The 26,164-nt window shown below is 71.2% G+C and carries 19 protein-coding genes; 6 read left to right on the top strand and 13 right to left on the bottom strand.

The features are described 5' to 3' along the window. Nucleotides 1–90: 90 nt before the first annotated feature. On the bottom strand, nt 91–1,143 hold the full coding sequence (locus MT347_RS15710) for an ABC transporter permease (RefSeq protein WP_374206547.1): 1,053 nt from the start codon (nt 1,141–1,143) through the stop codon (nt 91–93). After that, the gene (locus tag MT347_RS15705; RefSeq protein WP_243502319.1) at nt 1,140–2,615 is read right to left on the bottom strand and encodes a sugar ABC transporter ATP-binding protein; all 1,476 of its coding nucleotides are present in this window, start codon (nt 2,613–2,615) and stop codon (nt 1,140–1,142) included. The genes MT347_RS15710 and MT347_RS15705 overlap by 4 nt, the downstream gene beginning before the upstream one ends. A gap of 310 nt (nt 2,616–2,925) precedes the next feature. On the opposite strand from MT347_RS15705, the gene MT347_RS15700 reads away from it, so the two are divergent. From MT347_RS15700 to MT347_RS15690, 3 genes are all read left to right on the top strand, one after another. Continuing rightward, nucleotides 2,926–3,975, top strand: a complete 1,050-nt coding sequence (locus tag MT347_RS15700; protein WP_243502247.1) for a substrate-binding domain-containing protein — start codon at nt 2,926–2,928, stop codon at nt 3,973–3,975. Between the two features lie 91 nt (nt 3,976–4,066). Beyond that, complete coding sequence (locus MT347_RS15695) at nt 4,067–5,254, top strand: Gfo/Idh/MocA family protein (RefSeq protein WP_243502317.1); 1,188 nt, start codon at nt 4,067–4,069, stop codon at nt 5,252–5,254. Nucleotides 5,255–5,295: 41 nt separating this feature from the next. Continuing rightward, nucleotides 5,296–6,300: a sugar phosphate isomerase/epimerase gene (locus tag MT347_RS15690; RefSeq protein ID WP_243502245.1), complete on the top strand. Its 1,005-nt coding sequence runs from the start codon at nt 5,296–5,298 to the stop codon at nt 6,298–6,300. A 388-nt stretch (nt 6,301–6,688) separates the two neighbouring features. Here the strand turns inward: MT347_RS15690 and MT347_RS15685 are convergent, their stop codons facing one another. The 7 genes from MT347_RS15685 to MT347_RS15655 all read right to left on the bottom strand — a co-directional run bounded on the left by MT347_RS15685 (nt 6,689) and on the right by MT347_RS15655 (nt 15,671). Next, on the bottom strand, nt 6,689–8,071 hold the full coding sequence (locus MT347_RS15685) for a nucleotide pyrophosphatase/phosphodiesterase family protein (RefSeq protein ID WP_243502243.1): 1,383 nt from the start codon (nt 8,069–8,071) through the stop codon (nt 6,689–6,691). Further along, complete coding sequence (gene eboE / locus MT347_RS15680) at nt 8,068–9,390, bottom strand: metabolite traffic protein EboE (protein ID WP_243502241.1); 1,323 nt, start codon at nt 9,388–9,390, stop codon at nt 8,068–8,070. Before eboE ends, MT347_RS15685 begins: the two co-directional genes overlap by 4 nt. Beyond that, nucleotides 9,390–10,274, bottom strand: a complete 885-nt coding sequence (locus MT347_RS15675) for a TatD family hydrolase (protein WP_243502239.1) — start codon at nt 10,272–10,274, stop codon at nt 9,390–9,392. Before MT347_RS15675 ends, eboE begins: the two co-directional genes overlap by 1 nt. Nucleotide 10,275: 1 nt before the next feature. After that, nucleotides 10,276–12,522 (bottom strand): EboA domain-containing protein, encoded by a 2,247-nt coding sequence (locus MT347_RS15670; RefSeq protein WP_243502237.1) that lies wholly within the window; start codon nt 12,520–12,522, stop codon nt 10,276–10,278. Next, nucleotides 12,519–13,436 carry an SCO3242 family prenyltransferase gene (locus MT347_RS15665; protein ID WP_243502235.1) on the bottom strand — a complete coding sequence of 306 codons (918 nt, stop codon included), beginning with the start codon at nt 13,434–13,436 and terminating at the stop codon, nt 12,519–12,521. Before MT347_RS15665 ends, MT347_RS15670 begins: the two co-directional genes overlap by 4 nt. After that, nucleotides 13,382–14,581 carry an inositol-3-phosphate synthase gene (locus MT347_RS15660; RefSeq protein WP_243502234.1) on the bottom strand — a complete coding sequence of 400 codons (1,200 nt, stop codon included), beginning with the start codon at nt 14,579–14,581 and terminating at the stop codon, nt 13,382–13,384. Before MT347_RS15660 ends, MT347_RS15665 begins: the two co-directional genes overlap by 55 nt. A gap of 229 nt (nt 14,582–14,810) precedes the next feature. Then, complete coding sequence (locus tag MT347_RS15655; RefSeq protein ID WP_243502233.1) at nt 14,811–15,671, bottom strand: alpha/beta fold hydrolase; 861 nt, start codon at nt 15,669–15,671, stop codon at nt 14,811–14,813. A 198-nt stretch (nt 15,672–15,869) separates the two neighbouring features. Here MT347_RS15655 and MT347_RS15650 point away from each other — a divergent pair, with 198 nt between their 5' ends. From MT347_RS15650 to MT347_RS15640, 3 genes are all read left to right on the top strand, one after another. Continuing rightward, entirely contained in the window at nt 15,870–16,331 is a 462-nt protein-coding gene (locus MT347_RS15650) for a MarR family winged helix-turn-helix transcriptional regulator (RefSeq protein WP_243502232.1), read from the top strand. A gap of 8 nt (nt 16,332–16,339) precedes the next feature. Continuing rightward, nucleotides 16,340–17,701, top strand: coding sequence for an MFS transporter (locus tag MT347_RS15645; protein ID WP_243502315.1), 1,362 nt, complete (start codon nt 16,340–16,342; stop codon nt 17,699–17,701). Between the two features lie 195 nt (nt 17,702–17,896). After that, nucleotides 17,897–19,555 carry a DHA2 family efflux MFS transporter permease subunit gene (locus MT347_RS15640; protein ID WP_243502231.1) on the top strand — a complete coding sequence of 553 codons (1,659 nt, stop codon included), beginning with the start codon at nt 17,897–17,899 and terminating at the stop codon, nt 19,553–19,555. Here the strand turns inward: MT347_RS15640 and MT347_RS15635 are convergent. The 4 genes from MT347_RS15635 to MT347_RS15620 all read right to left on the bottom strand — a co-directional run bounded on the left by MT347_RS15635 (nt 19,546) and on the right by MT347_RS15620 (nt 25,932). Then, a complete protein-coding gene (locus MT347_RS15635) occupies nt 19,546–20,985 on the bottom strand; it encodes a LuxR C-terminal-related transcriptional regulator (protein WP_243502230.1) in 1,440 nt (479 codons plus the stop codon). The two genes, MT347_RS15640 and MT347_RS15635, sit on opposite strands and share 10 nt — an antisense overlap. A gap of 161 nt (nt 20,986–21,146) precedes the next feature. Then, nucleotides 21,147–22,403 (bottom strand): alpha-hydroxy acid oxidase, encoded by a 1,257-nt coding sequence (locus MT347_RS15630; RefSeq protein ID WP_243502229.1) that lies wholly within the window; start codon nt 22,401–22,403, stop codon nt 21,147–21,149. 65 nt (nt 22,404–22,468) lie between these two features. Beyond that, a complete protein-coding gene (locus tag MT347_RS15625; RefSeq protein WP_243502228.1) occupies nt 22,469–23,899 on the bottom strand; it encodes a rhamnulokinase family protein in 1,431 nt (476 codons plus the stop codon). Then, on the bottom strand, nt 23,896–25,932 hold the full coding sequence (locus tag MT347_RS15620) for a bifunctional aldolase/short-chain dehydrogenase (RefSeq protein WP_243502227.1): 2,037 nt from the start codon (nt 25,930–25,932) through the stop codon (nt 23,896–23,898). Before MT347_RS15620 ends, MT347_RS15625 begins: the two co-directional genes overlap by 4 nt. Between the last annotated feature and the right edge of the window lie 232 nt (nt 25,933–26,164).

The following is a 26,164-nucleotide window of genomic DNA, read 5'->3' as shown; positions in this document are numbered from 1 at the left end:
GCCCTCAGTACACCATTAGTTGTCATGTGTTCGATTCAGATGCCGAAGGCGGCTACGCACATAACGCAGCCGCCGACGGCAGAAGGCGGGTCAGCCCCGCCCGGGCGGCCGGGAGAAACGCTGCTGAAGCAGGACCGCGACCACGATGATGACACCTTTCGCCACCGCCTGGACCGAGGACGACAGATTGTTCTGAATGAAGACGTTGGTGAGCGTCGCGAAGATCAGCACGCCGAAGACGGTGCCGGTGATCGTTCCACGACCGCCCACGAGGAGCGTTCCTCCGACGACGACCGCCGCGATGACGTCGAGCTCGAGGAGCTGACCGTTGGTGGAGCTGCCCGCGGTGGTGCGTCCGAGGAACATCACGCCGGCGATGCCGGAGGCGAGGCCCACGAGCACGTACAACCACATCACGTGACGCTTGACGTTGATGCCCGCCAGGCGGGCGGCCTCGCGGTTGCCGCCGATGGCGATGGTGCGACGACCGAAGGTGGTGCGATTGAGCAGGACCCAGCCGAGCACGGCCACGATCAAGAAGATCCAGACGAGCATGTTCACGCCGAGGATGTCGGAGTTCATGAAGGTGATGAAGCTGCGGTCCTCGACGACGAGGGTGCGGCGCTCGGCGAGGATCTCGGCGAGACCTCGCGCCCCCACGAGCATCGCCAGGGTCGCCATGAACGCCACGACGTTGCCGTACGCGATGACGATGCCGTTGATCAGGCCCGCGAAAGCGCCCACGGCGAGCGCGAAGATCACGAAGACGATCCAGTGCATCGAATCGGCCAGATCCTGCACGACCGCGAGGGTGCCGACGACGGATGCGAGGCCCACGACCGATCCGACCGACAGGTCGATGCCGCCGGCGATGATGACGAGGGTCATGGCGATGGCCACGACGCCGGTGATCGAGGCCTGGCGGAGGATCACGAAGATGTTGTCGACCGTGAGGAAGGTGCCCGGAGCGGAGATGGCTCCGACGATCATCATCACCACGAGGGCGACGACGAGACCGATGTTGCGGCCGGCGGAACCGGAGAAGAAGGCCCGCAGCGGTGATGTCGATGACGGGGAGGCCGGCGTCGTGCCGGCCTCGGTGGGAACCGTGCGCACACGGGTCGGGGTGGTCGGCTCGCTCACGCGGCGGATCCTTTCATGACGAGGTCGAGCACACCGTGCTCGTCGATCTGGTGGGAGGGGAGCGTGCGGAGGATCTGACCGTCTGCCACGACGAGCACGACGTCGGCGAGACCCAGCACTTCTTCGATCTCGCTCGACACCACGACGACGGCGTTCCCGGCGGCGGCGAGGTCGCGGATGAGCGCGTAGATCTCGGCGCGGGCGCCGACGTCGACGCCGCGGGTGGGCTCGTCCAGCAGCAGCACGTCCGTGCCATGGATGAGCCAGCGGGCGAGGAGGATCTTCTGCTGGTTGCCGCCCGAGAGCGTGCGCGCCGCGCGATCGGGGTCGGCGGGGCGCAGCTCGAGGGCGTCGATCTGCTCCACGGCGACGCGTCGCGCGGAGCGGTCGTCGAGGAACCCGCCCTTGGCGAAGCGCGACATCGAGGCGAGCGTGGCGTTGACGTAGATGGGCGCGTCGAGCACGAGGCCCTGGCTCTTGCGCTCCTCGGGGGACAACCCGACCCCAGCACGGACCGCGGCGAACACCGATCCGCGCGGGAGGGTGCGCCCCTTGACGCTGACGCTGCCGCTCGAGGAGCGGCGGGCCCCGTAGACCGTCTCGAGGATCTCTGAGCGGCCCGACCCGACGAGACCGGCCAGGCCCACCACTTCTCCCGCTCGCACGGTGAAGGAGACGTCGGAGAAGACACCCGGGAGGGCGAGATCCTGCACCTCGAGGACGACGGGGGCGTCGACGGCGATCGGCGCGCGCTCGGGGAAGACGTTGGTGATCTCGCGACCGGTCATGAGGCGGATGAGCTCGGACGTGGGAGTATCTGCGGCGGGGAGTCCCACCGCGGTCGTGCGACCGTCCTTGAGCACGGTGATCCGGTCGCCGATCTCGCGGATCTCCTCGAGGCGGTGCGTGATGTAGACGACCGCGATGCCCTCGGAGGTCAGTTCCCGCACGACGGCGAAGAGGTTCTTCACTTCTTCGCTGTCGAGCACGGCCGAGGGCTCGTCCATGATGATGAGCTTGATGTCGTGCGACAGGGCACGCGCCATGCTCACGATCTGCTTGTTGGCGGCACTCAGCGAGCCGACCTCGGTGTGCGGCGACAGATTCGAGTGCCCGAGGCGGCGCAGCAGCTCGGTGGTCTGTCGCGCGGCGGCGGAGCGCTTCGTGAAGCCGCCGCGGGCGAGCTCGTGCCCGAGGAAGATGTTCTCGGCGATCGTCAGACCGTCGACGACGTCGAGCTCCTGGTACATCGTGGCGATGCCGAGGTCGATCGCCGCCTGCGGGTCGGCGATCTCGACGGTTTCCCCCTGCCAGGTGATCGTGCCGCCGTCGGGTCGGTGGACCCCGGCGAGCGTCTTGATGAGGGTGGACTTGCCGGCGCCGTTCTGGCCCAGCACGCAGTGCACCTCACCGGCGCGCACGTCGAGGTCGACGCCGCGCAGGGCGTGGACCCCGGCGAAGGACTTCGTCACGCCGAGGACGTTGAGTAATGACGACGCATGGTCAACTTTGATCACAGAGCGAACATAACACGCCCCTTCATCGACAGACGACACACATAAATGCGGTGAGTCTGCGATCCGAACCGATGGCCCGCCGCTCGCACGCACGAGCGAGCGGGGCGGTGTCCCGCACCTTCGTGGACTTTTATCGGTCTGTTATCAAAAGTTGACTACTAAACCAATACTTCTGCTAGCGTGAGCCGCGTCGGAGTGGACCCTTCCTTCGGGACGACCCGCGTCCGCGACGACCCCCGCTGCATCACATTCAAGGAGGAAGTACATGCGCTCACAGATGAAGTCGCGTTCCCGTCTCGTTCTCACCGGAGTCGCCGTCCTCGCGTCGGTCGGCCTGCTCGCCGGTTGCACGAGCTCCAACACCGACGCCGAGAACGTCGTCGACCAGGGCACCAGCACCGAGGAGAACGCCGCAACCGGCGACACCGTCACGATCGGCTTCTCCGGCCCCGCCGCCGACCACGGGTGGCTCGGCGCCATCAACTCTGGCGCGCTCGCCGCCGCCGAGAGCTTCCCCGACGTCGACCTGCAGGTCGCCGAGGGCACCAATGACGTCAACGCGCAGATCGCCGCCGTCGAGACCTTCATCAACAACGGCGTGGATGCCATCGTGCTGCTGCCCAGCGACGGGGCCGCCCTCACCGAGGTCGCCATCAAGGCGATGGAGGCCGGCATCCCGGTCATCAACGTCGACCGCGAGTTCTCCAGCCCCTTCGCCGCGCGCTCGACCGTGCTGGGTGACAACTACGGCATGGGCGTCAGCGCCGGCACCTACATCTGCGCGCAGCTCGAGGGCACCAGCGACGCCGTCGTCGCCGAGATCGCCGGCATCGACTCGCTGCCGCTGACCCAGGACCGCTCAGCCGGCTTCGCCGACGCCCTCTCCGACTGCGGTCTCGAGGTCGGCCCGCGCGTCGCCGCCGACTTCACCGTGCAGGGCGGGGAGTCATCCACCTCGCAGCTGCTGTCGGCCAACCCGAAGATCGACGCCATCTGGAACCACGACGACGACCAGGGCATCGGCGTGCTCGCCGCCATCACGGCCGCGGGTCGCGACGAGTTCTTCATGGTCGGCGGCGCCGGGAGCCGCAACGCCATGGAGGCCATCGAGGCCGGTGACACCCCGCTGCAGGCGACGGTGATCTACCCCTCGACGCAGGCCGCCGACGGCATCGCACTCGCACGCCTCATCGCGCAGGGCAAGACCGCGGGTGACCTCATCACCCCGAGCGTGCCCAACCGCATCGTGCTGGACGCACCGGTCGTGACGAAGGACAACGTGGCGTCCTTCATCGATCTGTCGTTCGAGTCCTGACCTGGTTCGGGGCGTCCGCACTCGTCGCGGACGCCCCGTCCTCGATCCCCCAAAGAGAGCCTTTATCGTGACTCAGCCCCTTCGCATCGCCATGATCGGTGCGGGATTCATGGGCGCCGCGCATTCCCAGGGATGGCGCGTCGCACCACGCTTCTTCGATCTCCCCCGCACGCCCGAGATGAGCATCCTCGTGGGGCGCGACACCGCCCGCACGCAACAGTGCGCCGACACCTGGGGCTGGGGCGAGAGCGCGACGGACTGGCGCGAGGTCATCGACCGACCCGACGTCGACGTGGTCGACATCGTCACCCCCGGCGACACGCACGCCGAGATCGCCATCGCCGCCCTCGAGGCCGGCAAGCACGTGCTGTGCGAGAAGCCCCTCGCCAACACCGTCGACGAGGCCCGACGCATGGCGGATGCCGCGGCCACGGCCGCCGCGAACGGCATCCGATCGATGGTGGGGTTCACCTACCGCCGCCTCCCCGCCACGACCTTCGCGCGCGATCTCATCGCCGCCGGCCGCCTGGGCGAGATCCGGCAGGTGCGTGCCGAGTACCTGCAGGATTGGCTGAGCGACGCCGAAGCCCCGCTGACGTGGCGTCTGCAGAAGGACCGCGCCGGTTCCGGCGCCCTCGGCGACATCGGCGCGCACGCCGTCGACATCACCGAGTTCATGACGGGCCAGCGCCTCACCCGCGTCGCGGGCGTCCTCGAGACGATCATCGCCGAGCGCCCCGTGCTGGCGACGTCGTCGGGCCTGTCGGGTTCGGCCGGCGCCGAGCGCGGCGCCGTGACCGTCGACGATCTGGCCCTGTTCACCGGGCGTCTGGAATCCGGCGCCCTCGCCTCGTTCGAGGCCTCGCGCTTCCGCCTCGGCCGAAAGAACGGCCTGCGCGTCGAGATCGCGGGCTCCCTCGGCTCGCTCTCGTTCGACCTCGAGAGCCCCAACGAGCTGCACTACTACGATGCGACCCTTCCGGACACCGAGCAGGGCTTCCGCCGCATCCTGGTGACCGAGCCCGGCCACCCCTACGCCGGCTCCTGGTGGCCCACGGGCCACATGCTCGGCTACGAGCACGGCTTCTCGCACCAGGCGAAGGATTTCGTCGAAGCGATCGCCGCGGGCGCCGACCCCCGCCCCTCGTTCGCCGACGGCCTGCACGTGCAGGAGGTTCTGGATGCCGTGGTGCGCAGCTCCGACGCCGACGGCGTGTGGACGGGCGTCGAGTCGGCGACGTCTGTCGCTTCCGTCGACCGCGTGCTCGCGGCATCCTGAATCGCAACCCCCCGATTCCCCCCGATGAGAGGAATACCGCGATGACGCGACCGATCACGCTGTTCACCGGCCAGTGGGCCGACCTGCCCTTCGACGAGGTCGCCCGCCTCGCCGGGGAGTGGGGCTACGACGGCCTCGAGATCGCCTGCTGGGGCGACCACCTCGATCCCTGGCGCTGGGACGACGACGCCTACGTGCAGGGCAAGCTCGACGTGCTCGCGCGCAACGGACTTTCGGTGTGGACGATCTCGAACCACCTCAAGGGCCAGGTCGTCTGCGACGACCCCATCGACCAGCGTCACCGCGACATCGTGTCCGACCGGGTGTGGGGCGACGGCGATCCGGAGGGCGTGCGTCAGCGCGCCGCCGAGGAACTGAAGAACACGGCGCGGCTGGCATCCAAGCTGGGGGTGAAGACCGTCACGGGCTTCACCGGGTCGAGCATCTGGAAGTACGTCGCGATGTTCCCGCCCGCCACCGAGGCGATGGTGGATGCCGGGTACCAGGACTTCGCGGATCGATGGAACCCGATCCTCGACGTGTTCGACGAGGTCGGCGTGCGCTTCGCCCACGAGGTGCACCCCTCGGAGATCGCCTACGACTACTGGACGACGAAGCGGGCGCTGGAAGCCATCGGCCACCGCGACGCGTTCGGGCTGAACTGGGACCCCTCGCACATGGTGTGGCAGGACATCGACCCGGTCGCGTTCCTCTGGGACTTCCAGGACAAGATCTTCCACGTGCACTGCAAAGACACCAAGAAGCGCCTGACCAACGGACGCAACGGCCGGCTGTCGTCGCACCTGCCGTGGGCGGACCCGCGGCGCGGCTGGGACTTCATCTCCACCGGTCACGGCGACGTGCCGTGGGAGGACGCGTTCCGCATGCTCAACGCCATCGGCTACGACGGTCCGCTGTCGGTCGAGTGGGAGGATGCGGGAATGGACCGCCTGGTCGGAGCGCCCGAGGCGCTCGGATTCGTGAGGAAGCTGTCGTCGTACGAGCCTTCGGGTGAGGCGTTCGACGCGGCGTTCAGCCAGCGCTGAACGGGGGGCTGCGGAAGCGAGCCGCGGAAGGGCCGGGTTGCGGAGGGCACCCGGCCCTTCTGTCTGTCCGGTTGCGCGTCGCGGAGGTGGCTTCGCCGGTCGAAGCCACCGGGACCGCCCTCGACGGGCGCCGCGGACACAACGCAGGAGATCCGGCCCCGCGACCCCGACCTGGCCGCACGGTGAGCGGACGTGAGTCGGAAACTCCTGCGTCGTGTTCGAAGCGACGTTGCCGGAGCGCTGCGGCAGGGACGCGGGTGAACCCCCGGGACCGCCCTCGACGGGCGCCGCGGACACAACGCAGGAAATTTCCGCCGCCAACGCCGTTCTCGGCGGTGCGCAGACGTGTAACGGCCGCCCTTTCCTGCGTTGTGCCCGGCGGCGCGCGTCAGACGCCGAGCCCACGCAGCACGAGATCGCGGACGCCGGCGGCGGGCAGTGCCTCGACGTCGGGCAGCAGCCCCGCATCGCTCGTCAGAACCACCGGTGCATCCTGGCGCGACGAGGGCAGGCGGCCGTGGGTGCCCCGTACGCACGTGGGGTCGAGCGGAACGGTGCTCATGGCGTAGCGCAGGCCCAGCTTCTTCTTCACCAAGTTCACCCCGGCCTTCGCTTTGGCGAGGCGGTCGGCGGGGTCGAAGAACAGCTCGGCGGGGTCGTACCCGGGCTTCCGGTGGATATCGACCCCTCGGGCGTACTCGGGCGCGCGGTCGTCGTCGAGCCAGAAGTAGTACGTGAACCAGGCACCCGGCTCCGCCACGACGACCAGCTCTCCGGAACGCTCGTGGTCCAGGCCGTATCGCGCCTGCGCCTCGCGGTCGAGCACCTCGTCGACGCCCTCGAGCCCGCGCAGCAGCGCCGCGACGCGCGGGAGGTCCGCGGCATCCGGGACGTAGACGTGGGCCACCTGATGGTCGGCCACCGCGAAGGCGCGCGAGGTCCACGGGTCGAGCTGCTCGCGGCCGTCCTGCACGTAGACCGCGAGCAGCCCCTCGCGCCGGAGCGCCCGGTTGACGTCGACGGGACGCGTGGCCTGCTCGATGCCGTACTCCGACACCGCGACGACGGTGTACCCCCGGTCGGCGGCGTCGTCGAGCAGCGGCGCGACGGTGTCGTCGAGCTCACGGGCGGCCCGGTCGGCCTCGGCGCCGTTCGGTCCGAACCGCTGCAGGTCGTAGTCCAGGTGCGGGAGATACGCCATCGCGAGATCGGGCGCGGGCCCCCACCGCTCGGTGATGATGCCGCGTGTCGCCTCGGCGAGCCAGGCGCTACTGCGGATGGTCGCTGTCGGACCCCAGTACTGGAAGAGGGGGAACTCCCCCAGCGCACCGACGAGCTGGTCGTGAAGAGCCGCGGGCCGGACGTACGCGTCGGGGCTCTTGCGCCCGTCGGCGTGGTAGATCGGCCGCGGGGTGACCGTGACGTCGGTGGTGGCGCCCATCGCGAACCACCAGCCGAGGTTGGCGGTGCGCAGCTCGGGGCGGGAACGGCGCGCGCTCTCCCACACCTTCTCGCCGGCGACGAGCTTGTTGTGCTGGCGCCACAGCAGCGGGTCGCCGAGTCCGCGGAAATACCAGCCGTTTCCGACGATGCCGTGCTCGCGCGGCGCGAGGCCGGTGAGCATGGTCGACTGCACGCTGCACGTGACGGCGGGCAGGATCGTGTCGAGTCCCGTCTGACCGCCCGAGCGGCCGAGGGCGGTGAGCCGCGGCATCGCGGCGAGCGCGCGGGGGGTGAGCCCCACGATGTCGAGCAGAAGGACCTTGCTCACACCAGACTCCTTCCGTCTTCGGCCGGGAGGTCGGCCGTCAGCCCTGCCGACATCACACGATCGTGTCGAGACCCCACGTGGGTGGCGAGCACGAACGCGTGGTCTCGCGCGGAACGTGTGTTCTCGGGCGCCGGGGTGGGAGCGCGATCGACCCCGGATGCCACGGCGCCGCCCGGCGCGGCATCCGGGTCCGTGCCGGTCAGGGCGTGCGGCAGGTGTTCGCGCACCCAGCGCAGCTCGGCGGCGATGCCGTCGACGAGGGTCGCGGGCTGGAGCGAGGCCGGCAGCACCGACCAGGTGTAGGTCTCGACGTCGAGGTGCGCCTCGTCGCCGCCCGGCGCCGCCAGGACGGCGTCGACGGCGGCAAGGAGCACCTCGGTCGTGGCGCGCAGCGGTGCCGCCGGCCGGGCGTGCAGGGGGATGTGCACGTGCACCCGCCATGGCTGATCCGCCGGCCAGGGCTCGTGCGCATCGAGCACCTCGGGCAGGTCGTCGGCGGCGTGCGTGCCGTGGGCACTGCGCACCTGGTGCACGTACCGCTCCTCGGCGAAGGGCTGCAGCGCGGCGATCGTGCGCGGGTTGGAGGGGGTGGGCACCTCGAGGGCGACGGATGCCTGCACCTTCACGATGCGCACGCCCGCGGCGGTCGCAGCGGCGACCACGGCGCCCGGGTCCGCGAACGACACGGCGAGGTGGCAGGTGTCGAGACACAGTCCCAGCAGGCCGTCGGCGATGAGCGCGGGTCGCGCACCGAGCCACGCCACGACGTCGGCGACGTCGTCGAGGATGCAGCCCGGTTCGGGCTCGATGCCCACGCGCACGGTGCGGCCGGTCTCGCGCTCGAGGGCGCCGAGACCCGCGACCAGGCGAGCGAGGTTCTCTTCCGCAGCGCGGGAGGCGGTGGCATCCCACCCCTCCCTCCAGCCCAGCGGCAGGGTCGAGATGCTGCCCTCGGCGCCGTCGGGCAGCAACGCCGCCAGCGCCCGGGCGCAGTCGAGGGTGTAGCTGAGGCGCTCGGGCGTGGTCCAGTCGGGGCGGTAGACCGCGAGCTTGACGACGTCGTCGTGGAATCCGCGGTAGGGGAAGGCGTTCACGGTGCGCAGTTCGAGGCCGTTGCGCTCCAGGGCGGCGGCCAGCGTCTCACGGGCTCCCGCGTCGCCGGCGAGCACGGATGCCACGCCCACCGGCATCCACAGTCCGACGCCGAGCCGGTCGAGACCTGCTTCGCGGCGCACGGGGCCCGCGTGCTCGTCGAGCTGTCCGACGATGCCGGCGAGGTCCTCGGCGGGATGGACGTTGGTGCAATAGGAAAGGTGCATCAGGCTCCCTGCCGCGAGGCGACGCCGCGCAGCACCGAGTTGCCCTCGAACAGGTCGGGGCCCTGACTCGCAGGAGCGAAGCCCTCGATCGGGTCGGTGTCGACGCGGCCGCTCTGGGCGTAGAACGCGACCGGATTGCGCCAGAGGATGCGGTCGACGTCGTCGTCGCTGAAGCCCGCGTCGAGCATCGCCAGGCCCGTCTTCGCCGTCTTGAGCGGATCGGAGCGTCCCCAGTCGGCGGCCGAGTTGACGATCACGCGGTCGAGCCCGATGCGCTGCATGATCGCGACCACGCGCTGCTCGTCCATCTTGGTGTCGGGGTAGATCGAGAAGCCCATCCACGCGCCGCTGTCGGCGACGGTGTCGACGCAGGTCTCGTTGAGGTGGTCGACGAGCACGTACTCCATCGGGATGCCGGACTCGGCGACCACGTCGAGCGTGCGCTGCGTGCCGACGGCCTTGTCGCGGTGCGGGGTGTGCACAAGAACGGGGAGGTCGAACTCGATCCCCAGCGCGAGATGCTGACGCAGGATCTCGTCCTCCTCGGGGGTCATCGAGTCGTAGCCGGTCTCGCCGACCGCGACGACGCCGTCCTTCGCCAGGTAGTGGGGCAGTTCCGACATCACCTCGCGGCAGCGGGGGTCGTTCGCCTCCTTCGGGTTCAGGGCGATCGTGCAGTGATGACGGATGCCGAACTGCGCCGCGCGGAACCTCGCCCACCCGATCAGGGCGTCGAAGTAGTCCAGGAACGACCCGACGCTCGTGCGCGGCTGCCCGAGCCAGAACGCCGGCTCCACCAGGGCACGCACCCCGGCGTCGTACATGGCCTCGTAGTCGTCGGTGGTGCGCGCGGACATGTGGATGTGGGGATCGAAGATGCGCATGTCAGGCCCTTTCACGAGCGAGCAGGAGAGTGAGGTCATCGGGCACGGTGCGGCCGGCGGCGCGGCGCTCCTCGGCGAAACGCGCGCTCATCGCGGCGAGCTCGTCATCGGCGCGGGCCTCCAGCTCCGCGACCACGGAGAGGGGGATGCCGAGGAACACGCACTTCAGCACGCCGTGGCGCCATGCGTGGTCGTCGAGGTGGGCCGCCGCGAAAGGCCCGAGGGCGGCGGCGACGAGACGGGTGTCGTTGGCGCGGAGCGCGTCGTGCACGAGTTCGAGGCCCGCGTCGCGCCAGGGCGGGGTGGGCGCCTCGATCGCGTTGAAACCGCGCAGCACCCCGCGGCGTTCGGCGTCGTCGCCGCGGCGGTACAGGGCGGTCACCACGGCGGGGTCGGCACCGCCGTCGGCGAGGGCCGCGACGATCGCGGCGCGCGCGGCGTCGTCGGCGGTCGGCGCGAAGGGGTGCGCGGAGAGCGGTTCGCGGCCCACCTCGCGGCCGGCCGCCGCGAACAGGCGCGCGGCGCGGGTGGCATCCGTTCGCACGTCTTCGGCGGCGCGGGCCGTCCACGGGTGCGTGAACCGCGGGGTGGGCGCGTGACCGGCGGAGGGCGAGAGAGCGGCGGAGGATGCCGCGGCCGCCGCGGGTCCTCCCCCGCTCCCCGGTCCTCCGCTCGTCGCAGGGGCCGCGCCGCGGGAGGAGATACCTGGAGCGGAGGATGCCACATCCTCGCCCGGTCCTCCCGTCACCGAATCCCCTCCCCGCGCCGGCCCAGCAGCCGCCGGGGCCGCGAACGACGCCGCCGCAGTGGGGGCCCCGCCAAGGGAGGACATTCCCGGAGCGGAGGATGCCACGGCCCCGGCCGGTCCTCCCGTCACCGAATACCCTCCCCGCGCCGACGCAGGGGTCGCACCCTCCAGCGGCACAGACGCCGCGGAAGACGCGATTCCCGCGCGCGGGGCGTGAGGAGCGGAGGGGGAGGGAGGAGGGAAGGCCTCGACCGGAGCGGTCGACCCTCCCCCGGTCCCCGGCCCTCCCGTCGTCACGGGCGGCGCGTCGCGGGAGGACATTCCGGCAGCGGAGGATGCCACGGCCCCGGCCGGTCCTCCTGTCACCGAATCCCCTCCCCGCGCCGACGTAGCGGTCACACCCTCCAGCGGCACAGCCGCAGCGGAAGACGCGATTCCCGCGCGCGGGGCGTGAGGAGCGGAGGGGGAGGGAGGAGGGAAGGCCTCGACCGGAGCGGTCGACCCTCCCCCGGTCCCCGGCCCTCCCGTCGTCACGGGCGGCGCGTCGCGGGAGGACATTCCGGGAGCGGAGGATGCCACGACCCCGGCCGATCCTCCCGTCACCGAATCCCCTCCCCCGGACGGGGCAGCAACCGCCGAAGCCGCACCGGCCGCGCCGGAGCGCTCCGCCGCCGCGACCAGGGCCGCCATGCTCGAGCGGGCGAGCGCGGGCGCCGCGTGCGCGTGCCGGGGCAGCTCCACGGCGACGACGCCGCGATAGTCGATCTCGCGAAGGGTGGCGAGAGCGGCATCCAGATCCAGCTCCCCCTCGCCGAACGGAAGGTGCTCGTGGGCGCGGGCGCGCATGTCGTCCGCCTGCACGTTGCGCAGCACGCCGCGCGCCGCCCGCAGGGCCGCGACGACGCCGCCGGGCTCGACGACGACGCAGTGTCCGAGGTCGACGGTGAGGCCCAGGATCGCCGGATGCCCGATGCGGGCGCGGACGGCCAGGGCGTCGGCGACGGTCTCGACCACCATGCCGGGCTCGGGCTCGAGCGCGAGCGGCACGCCCGCCTTCGCGGCGAAACCGCAGATCTCGAGCAGACGTTCGTCGAGCAGCACGCGCGCGGCGTCGATCGTGACGTCGTCGGGGAGGACGCCGCTCCACAGCGACACGCAGTCCGCCCCGAGGATCGCGGCGATCTCGATGGCGCGGCGCAGGAACACCATGCGCGGCTCGGCGTTGCGGTCGACGAGGGTCGGACGGTGCTTGCGCACGGGATCGAGCAGGTAGCGCGCACCGGTCTCCACGACCACGCGCAGGCCGCGGCGACGGAGGTCGGCGGCCAGGCTCTCGGCCTGCGCGCGCCAGTCGACGGCGAACGGGTCGAGGTGCGGGTGACCGAGGGTGAGGGCGACGGCGGTGTAGCCCTCGCCCTGCACCACGTCGAGCGCCACCGGCAGCGGGTGGTCGGTGAAACCGTTGGTGCCGTATCCCCAGCTCCAGGCCACGTCGTTCATGTGATGTCTCCTCTCGAGCGTCGACGTCCGAGCACGCGGCCGACGACCTCGACGCCGAGCAGAGCGAGCGCGGCGACCGCGGAACCCGCGCGTCCGGCGAGGGCGGACTGCAGCGGCACCACGGCACGGATCCCGGCCCGCGTGGCATCCCGCGCCTGAGAGGCGCCCGGATCGCGGGCGACCGCAAGGTGCCCCGGCAAGACCGCGGCGAGGTAACGGGCGCCACCGAGCGCGGCGGCCGCCCGGTCGCCTCCGCCCGCGAGACCGGATGCCGCAACGGCGACGCTCGCGACCACCGCGGCGCGTCCGGTGGCCCGTGTCGAGCCCTCGACCTCCCCGCGCGAGACGGCGGTGACGGCCACGGTGTGGACGGCGACCGCTCCCGCGGGGAGAAGCGCTCGGCGCCAGGACGGGCCGGCAGCGCCGAGCATCACGTCGAGTCCGCGGCAGAGCGCCATGACCACCGGACCCGCCGCGGTGGGCTTGAACACCAGGTCGTAGGCCCACAGCGCCCCCGCGAGCGCGAGCGACACCAGGCCCGAGGAGCGACCGGCGGCGAAGGCCGACCCGACGCCGACGGCGGTGAGTCCCGCGCCGACGGCGAGGGCGCGCGCCCGCGAGATCCGCCCCGAGGGGATGGGGCGCTCCGGTCGCTCGACGGCGTCGAGATCGGCATCCGCCCAGTCGTTCAGGGCCATTCCGGCGCTGTACAGGCACACCGACGAGGCGGCGAGCGCACCGGCGCGCATCGCGCCGTCACCGCCCGGGCCACGCGCGCTGAGCGCGCCGACGAGGGCGTCGCCGAGGACTGTCAGCGAGGCCGGAGCACGGACGAGGTCGAGGTAGTCGCCGGCCCGCGTCACGGTGCGGCGACCCGCGCCGCCGCCACCGCCGTCGCCGTCTCGTGCACCCACGAGACGAACTGCGCGGTCTGCTCGCCGAAGCCGTGCACGTCGCTGCCCCACGGGTCCTTGAAGAAGCAGCCGAGGGCGGGGACGACGCCGGCGTGCCCGGCGCGGGTGGCCAGCGACAGCGATCGGACGAGGTCGATCACCAGGGGTGCCGCGAGAGCGGAGTCGTACGCACTCCACGTGGTCTGGAGCGTCACCCGGCTGCCGAGGAATCCGGTCGCGCTCACGTGGTCCCACGCCGTTTTGACGTCGCCGAGGTCGGGCACGTTGTCGATGTGCAGGGGGGTGACGACGTCGTCGCCGACGAGGGCGTGCAGCCCCCGGTTCTTCGACACGAGCTTCGAGCGCACGGCCTCGGGGTCTGCCAGGGTGGCGCCGTCGCCGCCGCCGAGCAGGTTGGTCCCCGCCCAGGACTGCACGCGGAACCCGCGGGCGGTGAACATGGGTGCCAGGACGGTGCGCAGCAGCGTCTCGCCCGTCTTCCCGTCTTGACCGGCGTACGCGATGCCCGCGCGCTCGGCGCGCGCGCGCAGGACGGGGAGGTTGAGGGATGCCGAGGGGGTGAACGCGGCGTAGGCGGCACCGGCCGCGATGGCGGCGAGGGCGGCGCGGGAGCTCGGCGGGAGCACCCGCACGCCCGGGGTGGTGAGGGCGGTCTGCAGCACCTCGTCGTCCTCGAACCCGGGGTGGTAGGGCGGGAGGGGTTCGGTGGACGAGACGTCGATCACGACGACCTCCCGCAGACCGTGACGATCACGGAAGTCCACGATGTCGGCGGCGAGCAGGTCGATCTCCTCCTGCTGCGTGGGGGCGAACGTGGGCACCGTACGGAGGTTCTCCTCGGTGGCGCGCAGCCGCTCGCGGACGGCCTCGACGAGCGCTGCGGGGAACATGCCTCCGGCTGCGAGGTGCTCGGCACGCTCCTCGAGCGGGGTCGTGGAGATGTCGTGTCCGCCGACGACGATGTCGGTGATCTTCGGGAACTCTGCGACGCGCACGGCGTCGGTCTCGGTCGTGAGCCCGACCGTCGAGGTGACGCCGAGGGCAAGGGCGTGGATGCCGATCGTCGCCGTGGTGGCGAGCGATCCTCGCGCGCCGATGAACCAGGCTCCGACGTCGGGGGTGGTCGAGGGGTCCGAAGTGTTCACGCGGGGATCCGTTCTTCATTGAGGGACGTGACGATCCGGGCGCGCGCGATCGACCGGTCTCGGGACCGGATGAGGAGCGCGCTCCAGGGGGATGGCGGGCGGTTCGGGGATGCGGGGGGCCTCGGCGTCGAGGTCCCCCGGCCCTCCCGACAGTACTCAGGCTTTTGCGGGATAGCAACCAAAAGGTGTAGCCGGTACGCGCAATATCTGCGCGTGTATCGGACGCGTCCTAGGCCGGACTCTCCCCGCGGGCCGGCACGCGCGCGCCGAGCCAGGCGAGCAGATCAGCGCGCACCTCGGCCTGCTGCACCTCGGCGAAGATCTCGTGGCGGGCGCCCGGGTAGACCCTCGTCGTCACGTCGGTCAGGCCGGCACGCTCGCGGTAGGCATCCGCCAGCTTGTGCACGCTGCGGGGGCCGCCGACGGTGTCGTCGCGCCCCACCATCAACAGCACCGGCACGTCCCGACCGAGGTTCCGCCGCGGCCGACCGAACAGCTTCGCCGCCTCGATCGGACCGAACAGGCGCAGTAGCGGGGTCGACGTGGTGAGGGGGTCGTCGACGAAGTCGCGACCGACCTGCTCGTCGCTCGACAGCCACTCCATCCCCGAGCCGTGCAGGTGCTTCCACGGGGCGTTCAGATCGCCCGCGTTCAACGAGCCCGGCCAGCGCAGGGCCGACCCGCTCAGCACGACGGCGTCGAAGGCGCCCGGATGCCGATCCAGCAGCATCTGCGCCAGGAACGACCCCCACGAGTGGCCGAGCAGCACGAGGGGCAGGTCGGGGTGCGCGTCGCGGATGCGCTGCGTCAGCGTCCAGACGGCGTCGCGCGCGGCATCCATCCTGCCCGGGCCGAGTCGACCGAGCTTGCCGTGGTCACCGCCCCACTGCCGAAGTCCGGTGCGCCCGTGCCCCCGGTGATCGTCGGCGTACACGGTGTAGCCGTTCGCGGCGAGCGCCTCGATGAGGGCCGCGTAGCGACCCGCGTGCTCGCCGACGCCGTGCAGCAGCTGGACCACCGCGCGCGGCTCGGCGGCCTCGTGCACGTCGTAGACGATCGGGATGCCGTAGGCATCGACGAACTCGGGCATGGGGCGAGTGTACGACGGCGACGCGCCAGCGCCGCCGGCCCCTCGCGGGACGCAGGGGGCTGAGCCCGTCCAAGCCCCCGACCCCCGCAGGACGCGGGCAGCTGAGCCCGTCGATACCCCGGACCGCCCACGGGACGGCCGGGAGCACGGCATCCATTCCGTTAGCACGACTAATGAGCTATGCTAACGATCAGGAACATGAACGACCGCGTCGACGAATCCCCCCTCACCGACAACAGTCATGACCACAGCGCCGCAGCGTCCGAGCTGCGGATGGCGACGTTCCGACTGGCTCGCCGCCTCCGGGCTCAGCGGGCCGTCGACACCATGAGCGACGGGCAGTTCGCCGTCCTCGCCGCCCTCACGGTGCACGGTGCGCACACGCTCGGCCAACTGGCCGATCGTGAGCGCGTCACCGCGCCGTCGATGAACCGCACGGTCTCGCTCCTCGAAGAAGCCGGGTACGTCACCCGCCTCCCGGATGCCGTGGATAGACGCCGAGTGAACATCGACCTGACCGCGTACGGCCGCACGATCGTGGACGAGACCGTGCGGCAGCGCGACGCCTTCCTCGAGGAGGTCCTTGCCGGACTGACGCCCGACGAACGCGAAATCCTGGCCCGCGCGGCCCCGATCATGAAGAAGGTGGCCGACAGGTGAGCACATCGATGTTCCGGTCGCTGTCGATCTTCAACTACCGCGTCTGGTTCGTCGGAGCGCTCGTGTCCAACGTCGGCGCCTGGATGCAGGCCACCGCCCAGAACTGGGTCGTGCTCACGCAGCTCACCGACAACGACGCCGCCGCCATGGGCATCACCATGGCCCTGCAGTTCGCTCCCCCGCTCCTCCTGGTCAGCGTCACGGGATGGGTGGCCGACCGCTTCGACCGGCGCAGGCTCATCATGTGCACGCAGGGGGCGCTCCTCGGGTTGGCCGTGGCCCTCGGCATCCTGCTGCTGAGCGGGGCGATGACGCTCCCCCTCATGTACGGCTTCGCGCTGGCCCTCGGGGTGGTGACGGCGTTCGACAACCCCGCGCGGCAGGCGTTCGTGTCCGACCTGGTGTCGCAGGAGAACGCCTCCAACGCCGTGGCGCTGAACGCCGCCTCGTTCAACACCGCCCGGCTCATCGGTCCCGCGGTCGCCGGGGTGATGATCGTGCTGGTCGGCACCGGGTGGGTCTTCCTCGTCAATGCCGTGACGTTCCTGGCGATGCTGGGCGCACTGCTCGTCATCCGGCCGCACGAACTGGTCGCCCGCGCCAAGCGGAACGGACCCGCACGCCTGGCCGACGGGTTCCGCTACGTCGCGCACCGACCCGACCTCGTCGTCATCTTCGTCATGGTGTTCCTGTTGGGCGCCTTCGGCATGAATTTCCCGATCTTCGCTTCGACGATGGCCCTCGAATTCGGACGGGGGGCCGACGGCTTCGGCCTGCTCAGTTCGTTCGTCGCGATCGGCTCCCTCGCGGGAGCCCTTCTCGCCGCGCGTCGCGAACGGGCGCAGATGCGCGTGGTGGTGGTCGGCACCGGCGGCTTCGCCGTGGCATCCGCCCTGTCGGTGGTCGCCCCCAGCTACGCCACCTACGCCGTGACCCTCGTGCTGACCGGCTTCTGCGTCGTCACGACCCTCACCACCGCCAACGGCTACGTGCAGACCACCACCGATCCGGCGCTGCGCGGCCGGGTGATCGCGCTGTACATGGCGATCCTGCTCGGCGGCACCCCCGTCGGCGCCCCCGTGGTCGGCGCCGTCGCCGCGGAGTTCGGTCCGCGCACGGCGATCGGACTCGCCGCCGTCGTCGCGCTCCTCGCGTGCGGGATCGGCGTCACCTGGACAGTGGCGTCGGGTCGTGTGCACCGCCATGAGACCAAACGCTTCCGGCTCACGGTGGACGAGACGCGCCCCATCCGGACCATCCCGCCGGAGCCCGAAGACTTCAGCGACGAGATCGCCGGCACGACACCGATCCCGCTGCCGCCGAGCGAGCACGTCCCGCGCCCCGCGCACCTCCCCCGCCACGGCACCTGACCGACTCCCGGCCGTGCGCCGTGCGTCCGCGTCCGGCGGGGTTCCCCCTCTCAGGTGTGGGGCGCATTCCGCTCACGGGGGCGAGAACTTTGCGCCCCGAAGCGCCGATTGCGCCCGAACAGCGTGCGAGATCAGAGTGGACGAGCGGTCGCGCAACCCCTCGCGCCGGCGCAGATAGCTAGATAAGCTAGCTACATGTCCAGGAACAACGCCGCACGCCGCTGGGCGGGGCTCGTCTTCATCAGCATCGCCGTCTCGCTGATCATCGTCGACTCGACGATCGTCAACGTCGCCGTGCCCTCGATCGTCGAAGAGCTGGCCATCTCGTCGACCGAGGTGCAGTGGGTCCAGGAGGCCTACACCCTCGTCTTCGCGTCGTTCCTGCTCGTGTTCGGCAGCCTCGCCGACCGCTTCGGTCGACGACGGCTCCTGCTGCTGGGTGTCGTGATCTTCGCCGCCGCCTCGATCGCCGCATCGCTCGCGCCGACGGGTGGGCTGCTCATCCTGTCGCGACTCGTGCAGGGCGTCGGCGGAGCGATGATCCTGCCCACGACGCTGTCGATCATCAACGCCACCTTCCGCGGGCGCGAGCGCGGCATCGCCTTCGCCGTCTGGGGCTCGACGATCGGCGGAATGGCGGCCGTCGGCCCCCTGCTCGGAGGCTGGCTGACCACGGCCTTCTCGTGGCGGTGGGCGTTCGGCATCAACATCCCCCTCGGCGTGATCATCGTGATCGGGGTCGTCCTGACCGTCGCCGAGTCGCGCAGCGAGCGCGCCGAACGCATCGACGGCGTCGGCGCCCTGCTGTCGGTCCTCACGATGGCGCCCCTCGTCTTCGGACTCATCGAGGGTCGCACCTACGGGTGGTGGACGGTCGACACCGTTCCGACCCTCGGCGGCTGGACCTGGCCCCTCGACCTCTCCCCAGTGCCCCTGGCGTTCGCCGTGGCGCTGATCGCTCTCGTCGCGTTCATCGCGTGGGGCCTGCACCGCCAGCGCCTCGGCCGCTCCACGCTCCTCGCCTTCGATCTGTTCCGCATCACGTCGTTCCGCAACGGCAACATCGCCGCCGCGGTGGTCTCGCTCGGCGAGTTCGGCATCATCCTGACCCTCCCGCTGTGGCTGCAGTTCGTGGTCGGCTTCGACGCCCTGCAGACGGGTCTGCTGCTGCTCTCGCTCGCCGTCGGCTCTTTCGTCGCGAGCGGCGTCGCGGGCGCCCTGAGCGGCAAGGTCGCCCCGGTCTGGGTCGTCCGCGGTGGCCTGCTCGCCGAGATCGTGGGTGTCGCCGGCGTCGCGTTGACCATCGGACCGGATGCCGCGTGGGGACCCCTCGTCCCGTTCCTGTTCGTCTACGGGCTCGGCGTGGGTCTCGCCACCGCCCAGCTGACGGGTGTCGTGCTGGCCGAGGTGCCCCCCGCCGCGAGCGGGCAGGCCTCCGGCACGCAGTCGACCTCGCGCCAACTGGGGGCGGCGCTGGGCGTGGCGATCCTCGGAACGGTGCTGTTCTCGACGACCGCGGGGGTGCTGGCATCCGCTCTCGACGATCGCGGGGTGTCGGCGGCCGAGCGCGATCAGGTCGTCTCGCAGGTCGTCGACAGCGCCGGGGCCGCGATCGCGGGCTTGGAGCAGTCACCCGAGACCCAGGACGTGGCGAGCGACGCGCGCGCCGCGTTCAGCGACGGCACCCGGGCCGCCGCCTTCACCGCCGCGGCCTTCCTGACTCTGGGTCTCGCCTCGACGCTCACCCTCGGTGCGGGCGCGTCACGTCGCGAAGAGGGAGAGGATGCCGACGCACCCTCCTCCGACAACCCGGCGGAGGGGCGTCGGGCCGGGGCGACCGACCCTCAGACGTAGAAGCCGTACGCCTCGAGCGAGGACACCGCATCCGCGCGCGACGAGACCCCGAGCTTGCCGTAGATCGAGCGGAGCTGCGTCTTGACGGTGTTGATCGACACGCGCAGCTCTTCGGAGAGCTGCGTGGCCGTGCGCGGGCTCCGCAGCAACGCCGCCAGCCGTTCTTCGCGCGGCGTCAGGGCGAGCGGGGGCGTATCGTTCGTCGGCATCCGGTACAGACGATCGCGGATGTCTCGGGCGGCATCCGCCCACTCCGGATGGTGCGTGATCACATCGGCCAGGAGCGTGCCGAGTTCTTCCCGCGGGAGCGTGAGGTAGGGCGTGAGCGACCTGCCGAGACTCTCGCCCAGGCGGAAGGCCTCCTCGAACGAGCTGCGCGCCGCGGTGAGGTTGCTCACCCGCAGGTACGCGATGGCCCGCCGGACGTGCAGCGGGGTGAGGGTACGCAGGCAGTGCTCCTGGCTCATCGCGATGCACGCGTCGGTCGCCTCGAGCACCTCACGGTGGCGTCCCAGCGCCAGATACGCGGAAGAACGCTGCATGTCGAAGCAGAGCGCGTGCTCGTCCGGAGAGGGCACGCCGTCGAGCAGGGCGAGCGCCCGACGGGACTCCCCGCGCGCGAGCAGGGTGTCGGCGAGCACCCCCAGAGCCATCCCGCGCACCATCGCGTGGCTGTACAGCGAATCCGCGCCGCCGACCAGGGTCGACAGAAGCGCGAGCCCTTCCACGTACTGACGCGCGCCGAGCGCGGCCATCGCTTCGGCGCAGCGCGCCGTGTAGATCCAGTGCGGGTCGCTCCGCGCGTGATCGTAGAGATTGCCCGCCACCCTGCGCAGCCGCACCGCGTCGAGATCGGCGGATGCCACGAGGATCTCGGCCAGCAGCAGCACATAGCACGGGTGCTCCGGCGTCGGCGGAGTGCCGGCGATCCCGGCGCACCGGTCGATGGCCTCCCGCGCGGCGGCCACCTCGCCGTTCAGGGCATAGGCAAGCGCACGCACGGCCTCGGCGCGGTAGCGGACGGCGGGCGAGTCGGCGTAGGCCAGCGCGGCCGTGGCGTACAGCCCTGCGCGCCGAGGGCATCCGGCGGCGGCGTAGGCCTCGGCGACGGCCGACAGAAGGGTGGAGCGCGTGCCCGTCGCGATGGCGGCTCTCACGCGGAGGCGGCCGCCGACGAAGTGGGCGTCGATCAGCTCGAGCGCGCCGTCGATGTCGTCGAGCCGCGTCCGCGCGATCACCAACGACTCGAGGGCTCTCGCGCTGGCGTCGACCCACAGGCGCGGCGCCGGGCCCGCCTCGACCTCGAGGAGCGCCTGCAACTCGGTCATCGTCGGGGCCGGGTGGGTGAGGAGAACGCCGCGCACCACGGTGTCCGAGATGCCACGGACACCGTGTTCGGACACCGCGGTGTCGGGTGACGAATTGCGCATTCGGGCGGATCTACCCCAGGCTTCAGGCGACAGGAGCGCTGATTTTAGACGCGCTCAGCGCTCATCATTTCGGAGCTCTTTATCAGCAGCCCCCGCATCCACACGTTTTCACCCTGCGTTTCACCCTCGCTGCGCGCAGCGTCCGGGCATCCCGCCCGCGTTCACACGCGCGCGTCGGCCGCCTGCGGATCCACCGGCACCAGGCGCGCGAGCTGCGTGACGTGCCGCGGCTCGAGTTCGGCGAGCGACGACACGCCGAGCAGCGTCATCGTGCGTTCGATCTCGCTGCGCAGGATCGCGATCGTCCGGTCGACACCCTGACGCCCTCCGGCCATCAGGCCGTACAGGTAGGCGCGTCCGATGAGGGTGAACTTCGCCCCCAGAGCGATGGATGCCACGATGTCGGCGCCGTTCATGATGCCGGTGTCGACCATGACCGTGGCGTCCTTCCCGACCTCGCGCACGACCTTCGGCAGAAGGTGGAACGGGATGGGCGCGCGGTCGAGCTGACGACCGCCGTGGTTCGACAGCACGATCCCGTCCACACCGAGATCGACCAGGCGCGCGGCGTCCGCGACGTTCTGCACGCCTTTCACCACGATCTTGCCCGGCCACATGCCCCGGATGACGTCGAGATCGTCGTAGCCGATGGTGGGATCCATGGCCGCGTTCAGCAGCTCGCCGACGGTGCCGCCGGTGGTGCTGAGCGAGGCGAACTCGAGCTTGGGCGTGGTGAGGAAGTCGATCCACCACCACGGGCGCGGGATGGCGTTCACGATCGTGCCGACGGTCAGCTGCGGCGGGATCGAGAAGCCGTTGCGCTTGTCGCGCAGGCGCGCTCCGGCGATCGGGGTGTCGACGGTGAACTGCAGCGTGTCGAACCCGGCCGCAGCCGCCCGCTCGACCAGACCGTACGAGATGGCGCGGTCCTTCATCACGTATAGCTGGAACCAGTTCCGCCCGGCCGGGTTGGCGGCCTTCACGCCCTCGATCGAGGTGGTGCCGAGGGTCGAGAGGGTGAACGGGATGCCGGCGGCGGCCGCCGCGGATGCCCCCGCGGTCTCGCCCTCGGTCTGCATCAGGCGCGTGAAGCCGGTGGGTGCGATACCGAAGGGCAGGGCGGAGGGGCCGCCGAGGATCTCGCACGAGGTGTCGACGTCGGCGGCCGGACGCAGGATGTCGGGGTGGAACTCGACGTCTTCGAACGCCCGGCGGGCGCGATCGAGCGACAGTTCTCCCTCGGCCGCGCCGTCGGTGTAGTCGAAGGCCGCTTTGGGCGTGCGACGCTTCGCGATCGTGCGCAGGTCGGCGATGGTCAGCGCGGAATCGAGGCGGCGCTTTCGCGCGTCGAGCTCGGGCTTCTTGAACTGCATGAGCTCGAGGAGCTCACCGACTTTGGGGAGCTGACGCTGAACCATGGAGGTACTCGCTTTCGTGTGGTCTGACCACATAATACGCACACCCGCCCGGCGACGGGAAGGGCTCACGCGCGCGGGTCGAACCGCCGCGGCGGGAAAGCCTCGACCACCCGGGCTCGGAGGTCCTCGAGCGTGGCCTCCGGGCCGAGGGCCCCGAGAGCGCGCGCCTGCACCAGCACGTTGCCGAGCGCCGTCGCCTCCACCGGACCCGCGAGCACGGGCAGCCCGCAGCGATCGGCGGTGGCCTGGCACAGCAGGCCGTTCAGCGCCCCGCCACCCACGAGGTGGACGACGTCGATCTCGCGTGCGGCCAGCTCACCGGCCGTCCGCACCGCCCGCGCGAACGCCTCGGCGATGCTCTCGACGATGACCCGCGCGAACGCCGGACGCTCGTCGGGCGGGGGGTGCGGCATCCCGAGCAGCGCGGCGATGCGGGCGGGCATGTCGCCCGGGGCGGACAGCGAGGCGTCGTCGGCGTCGAACAGCCGCACGGGCGCGGGCTGCGTCGCGGCGGCGCCGAGCAGGGCCGGCAGATCCACGGCGGCGCCGTCGCCCTCGCTCCAGGCCCGCACGGTCTCGCTCAGCAGCCACAGGCCCGTGACGTTGCGCAGGAACCGGATCCGCCCGTCGACCCCGCCCTCGTTGGTGAAGTTCGCCGCGCGGGCCGCGTCGGTCACGATCGGCTCGGGGAGCTCCAGGCCGACCAGCCCCCACGTGCCGCACGAGATGTATGCGGCGCTCGGCGTCGACAGGGGCACCGCGACGACCGCGGAGGCGGTGTCGTGCGACCCCACGGCGATCACGGGCAGACCGCCCAGATCTCGGCCCGTGGTGCCGATCGTCTCACCCGGGTCGACCAGGCCCGGCAACATCGTGGCAGGGATGCCGAGCGCCTCCGCGAGCGCGTGGTTCCACTCCCCCGTTCGCACGTCGAGCAGTCCGGTCGTGGAGGCGTTCGTGCGCTCCGCGACGCGGCGACCCGTCAGGCGCTCGGCGAGCAGGTCGGGGATGAGCAGGCTCGTCTCCGCGTCGGTGAGCCGCTCGTCGGCGGCGTACTGGTACACGGTGGTGAACGGGAGGAACTGCAGACCGTTGTGCCGATAGAGCTCCTCGAACGGCACGACCGCGTGCACGGCATCCACTCCCCGGAGCGTTCGCCGGTCGCGGTAATGGAACGGTTCGGCGAGCAACCCCCCGTCGCCCAGGAGGCCGTAGTCGACCGCCCAGGAGTCGATCCCGATGCTCTCGATCGTCGGCTCGCGGCGATGCGCCTCGGCGAGGCCCTCCCGCACGTGCGTCCAGAGGGCGTCGATGTCCCAGTGCCACCCGTCTGGGCGCTCGACCGGGCCGTTGGGGAACCGGGCGACCTGTTCGAGTTCGAACACCCCGTCGCCGACGCGGCCGATCATCACGCGACCGCTCGTGGCGCCGAGGTCGACGGCGGCGACGGCGCGGACGGCGCTCCGCGCCGCCTCACCCGAGGCGTGCGCGCTCATCGCAGGAAGGCCGCGGCGACGCCGGAGTCGACGGGGATGTGCAGCCCTGTCGTGCGCGTGAGCTCGGGACCGGTGAGCACGTACACGGCGTCGGCGACGTTCTCGGGCACGACCTCGCGCTTGAGGATGGTGCGGTCGGCGTAGAACTGCCCGAGGTCCTTCTCGTCGACGCCGTAGGTGGCGGCGCGGTTGGCGCCCCATCCCGCGGCGAAGATGCCGGAGCCGCGCACGACGCCGTCGGGGTTGATGCCGTTCACGCGGATGCCGTGGACGCCGAGCTCGACCGCGAGCAGGCGCACCTGATGCGCCTGGTCGGCCTTGGTCGCCGAGTACGCGATGTTGTTCGGACCGGCGAAGACGCTGTTCTTCGACGAGATGTAGACGACGTCCCCGCCCATCCCCTGCGCGATGAGCGCCTGCGCCGCGGCCTTCGACACCAGGAACGAGCCCTTGGCCATGACGTCGTGCTGCAGGTCCCAGTCCCTCTCGGTGGTCTCCAGCAGCGGCTTCGACAGCGACAGGCCCGCGTTGTTGACGACGAGGTCGATACCGCCGAACGCCAGGACGGTCGCATCGATCGCGGCCTGGACGGCGTCGGCATCCGCCACGTTCGCCGCCACCCCGATCGCGACGTCCGCGCCGCCCAGCTCCGCCGCGGCTGCCTGCGCCTTCTCGAGGTCCAGGTCGGCGACGACCACGCACGCGCCCTCCGCCGCGAGACGCGTGGCGATGGCCTTGCCGATCCCGGATGCCGCACCCGTGACGAACGCGATACGGCCCTGGTGGGTCTTCGGTTTCGGCATCCGCTGGAGCTTGGCCTCTTCGAGCGCCCAGTACTCGATGCGGAACTTCTCGGCATCCGAGATCGGGGAGTACGTCGACAGGGCCTCCGCTCCGCGCATGACGTTGATGGCGTTGACGTAGAACTCCCCCGCCACCCGCGCGGTCTGCTTGTTCGCGCCGTACGAGAACATCCCCACGCCCGGCACCAGCACGATGAGCGGGTCGGCGCCGCGGATCGCGGGGCTCTCGGCCACGGCGTGCGCGTCGTAGTAGGCCTGGTAGTCGGCGCGGTACAGCTCGTGCAGCTCCCGCAGACGGGCAATCGACTCCTCGACCGAGGCCTCGGCCGGCAGGTCGAGGATCAGCGGCTTGACCTTGGTGCGGAGGAAGTGGTCGGGGCAGCTCGTGCCGAGCGCGGCCAGGGCCGGGGCCTTCTCGGATGCCAGGTAGTCGAGCACGTCGTCGGCATCGGTGAAGTGGCCGACCATCGGCTTGTCGGTCGAGGCCAGACCGCGGATGGTGGGGGCGAGGGCGGCGGCCTTGGCGCGACGCTCCGCCTCGGGCAGCGCCGCGAAGCCCGGGCGCACCCCGCCGAACGGCGCGGCCGCACCGTGCTCGTCGATGTACGCCTGCGCGGTGTCGATGATCCATAGGCTGTTGCGCTCGGCCTCTTCGGAGGTGTCGCCCCACGCCGTGATCCCGTGGCCGCCGAGGATCGTGCCGATCGCCCGCGGGTTCTGCGCCTTGAGGGCGGCGATGTCGAGACCCAGCTGGAAGCCGGGGCGACGCCACGGCACCCACGCGACCTTGTCGCCGAAGATCTTCTGCGTGAGTTCCTCACCGTCGGCCGCGGTCGCGATCGCGATCCCGGCGTCGGGGTGGAGGTGGTCGACGTGCGCGGCATCCACCAGGCCGTGCATGGCGGTGTCGATCGAGGGAGCGGCCCCGCCCTTGCCGTGCAGACAGTAGTCGAACGCGGCGACCATCTCGTCCTCGCGCTCGATGCCGGGGTAGACGTCGACGAGGGCGCGCAGGCGGTCGAGCCGCAGCACCGCCAGGCCCTTCTCGGTGAGGGTGCCCAGATCGCCGCCCGAGCCCTTCACCCACAGCAGCTCGACCGGCTCGCCGGTGACGGGGTCGATGTCCGTGCCCTTGGCGGAGGTGTTGCCGCCGGCGTAGTTGGTGACCTTCGGGTCGGAGCCGAGCCGGTTGCTACGCGCGACGAGATCGCGCGCGGTGGGGGTGGTCATGTCGTCGTCCCTCGTCATGGTGTCGGTGCCTGTGGTGTCGGTGCCTGTGGTGTCAGCGTGTGCGGTGTCGGTGCCGTGGCGTCGGTGCCTGTGGTGTCGGTGCCGCCCCGCCGGCGCTTCTCGGTCGAGTGTCCAGAACACCCGGACGTCTTTCGGGTGGTCTCCAGTTGCTAGCGCAACACCCTCATGGTGTGGAGGGTGTGGATGCCGAGGAAGTTGGCGTTTGAGAAGC

The organism is Microbacterium sp. VKM Ac-2923 (assembly GCF_022815605.1).
In the GTDB taxonomy this organism is placed as follows: Bacteria; Actinomycetota; Actinomycetes; order Actinomycetales; family Microbacteriaceae; genus Microbacterium.
The sequence above is the reverse complement of the archived record's forward strand: the minus strand, read 5'-3'. Positions and strand labels throughout refer to the sequence as shown.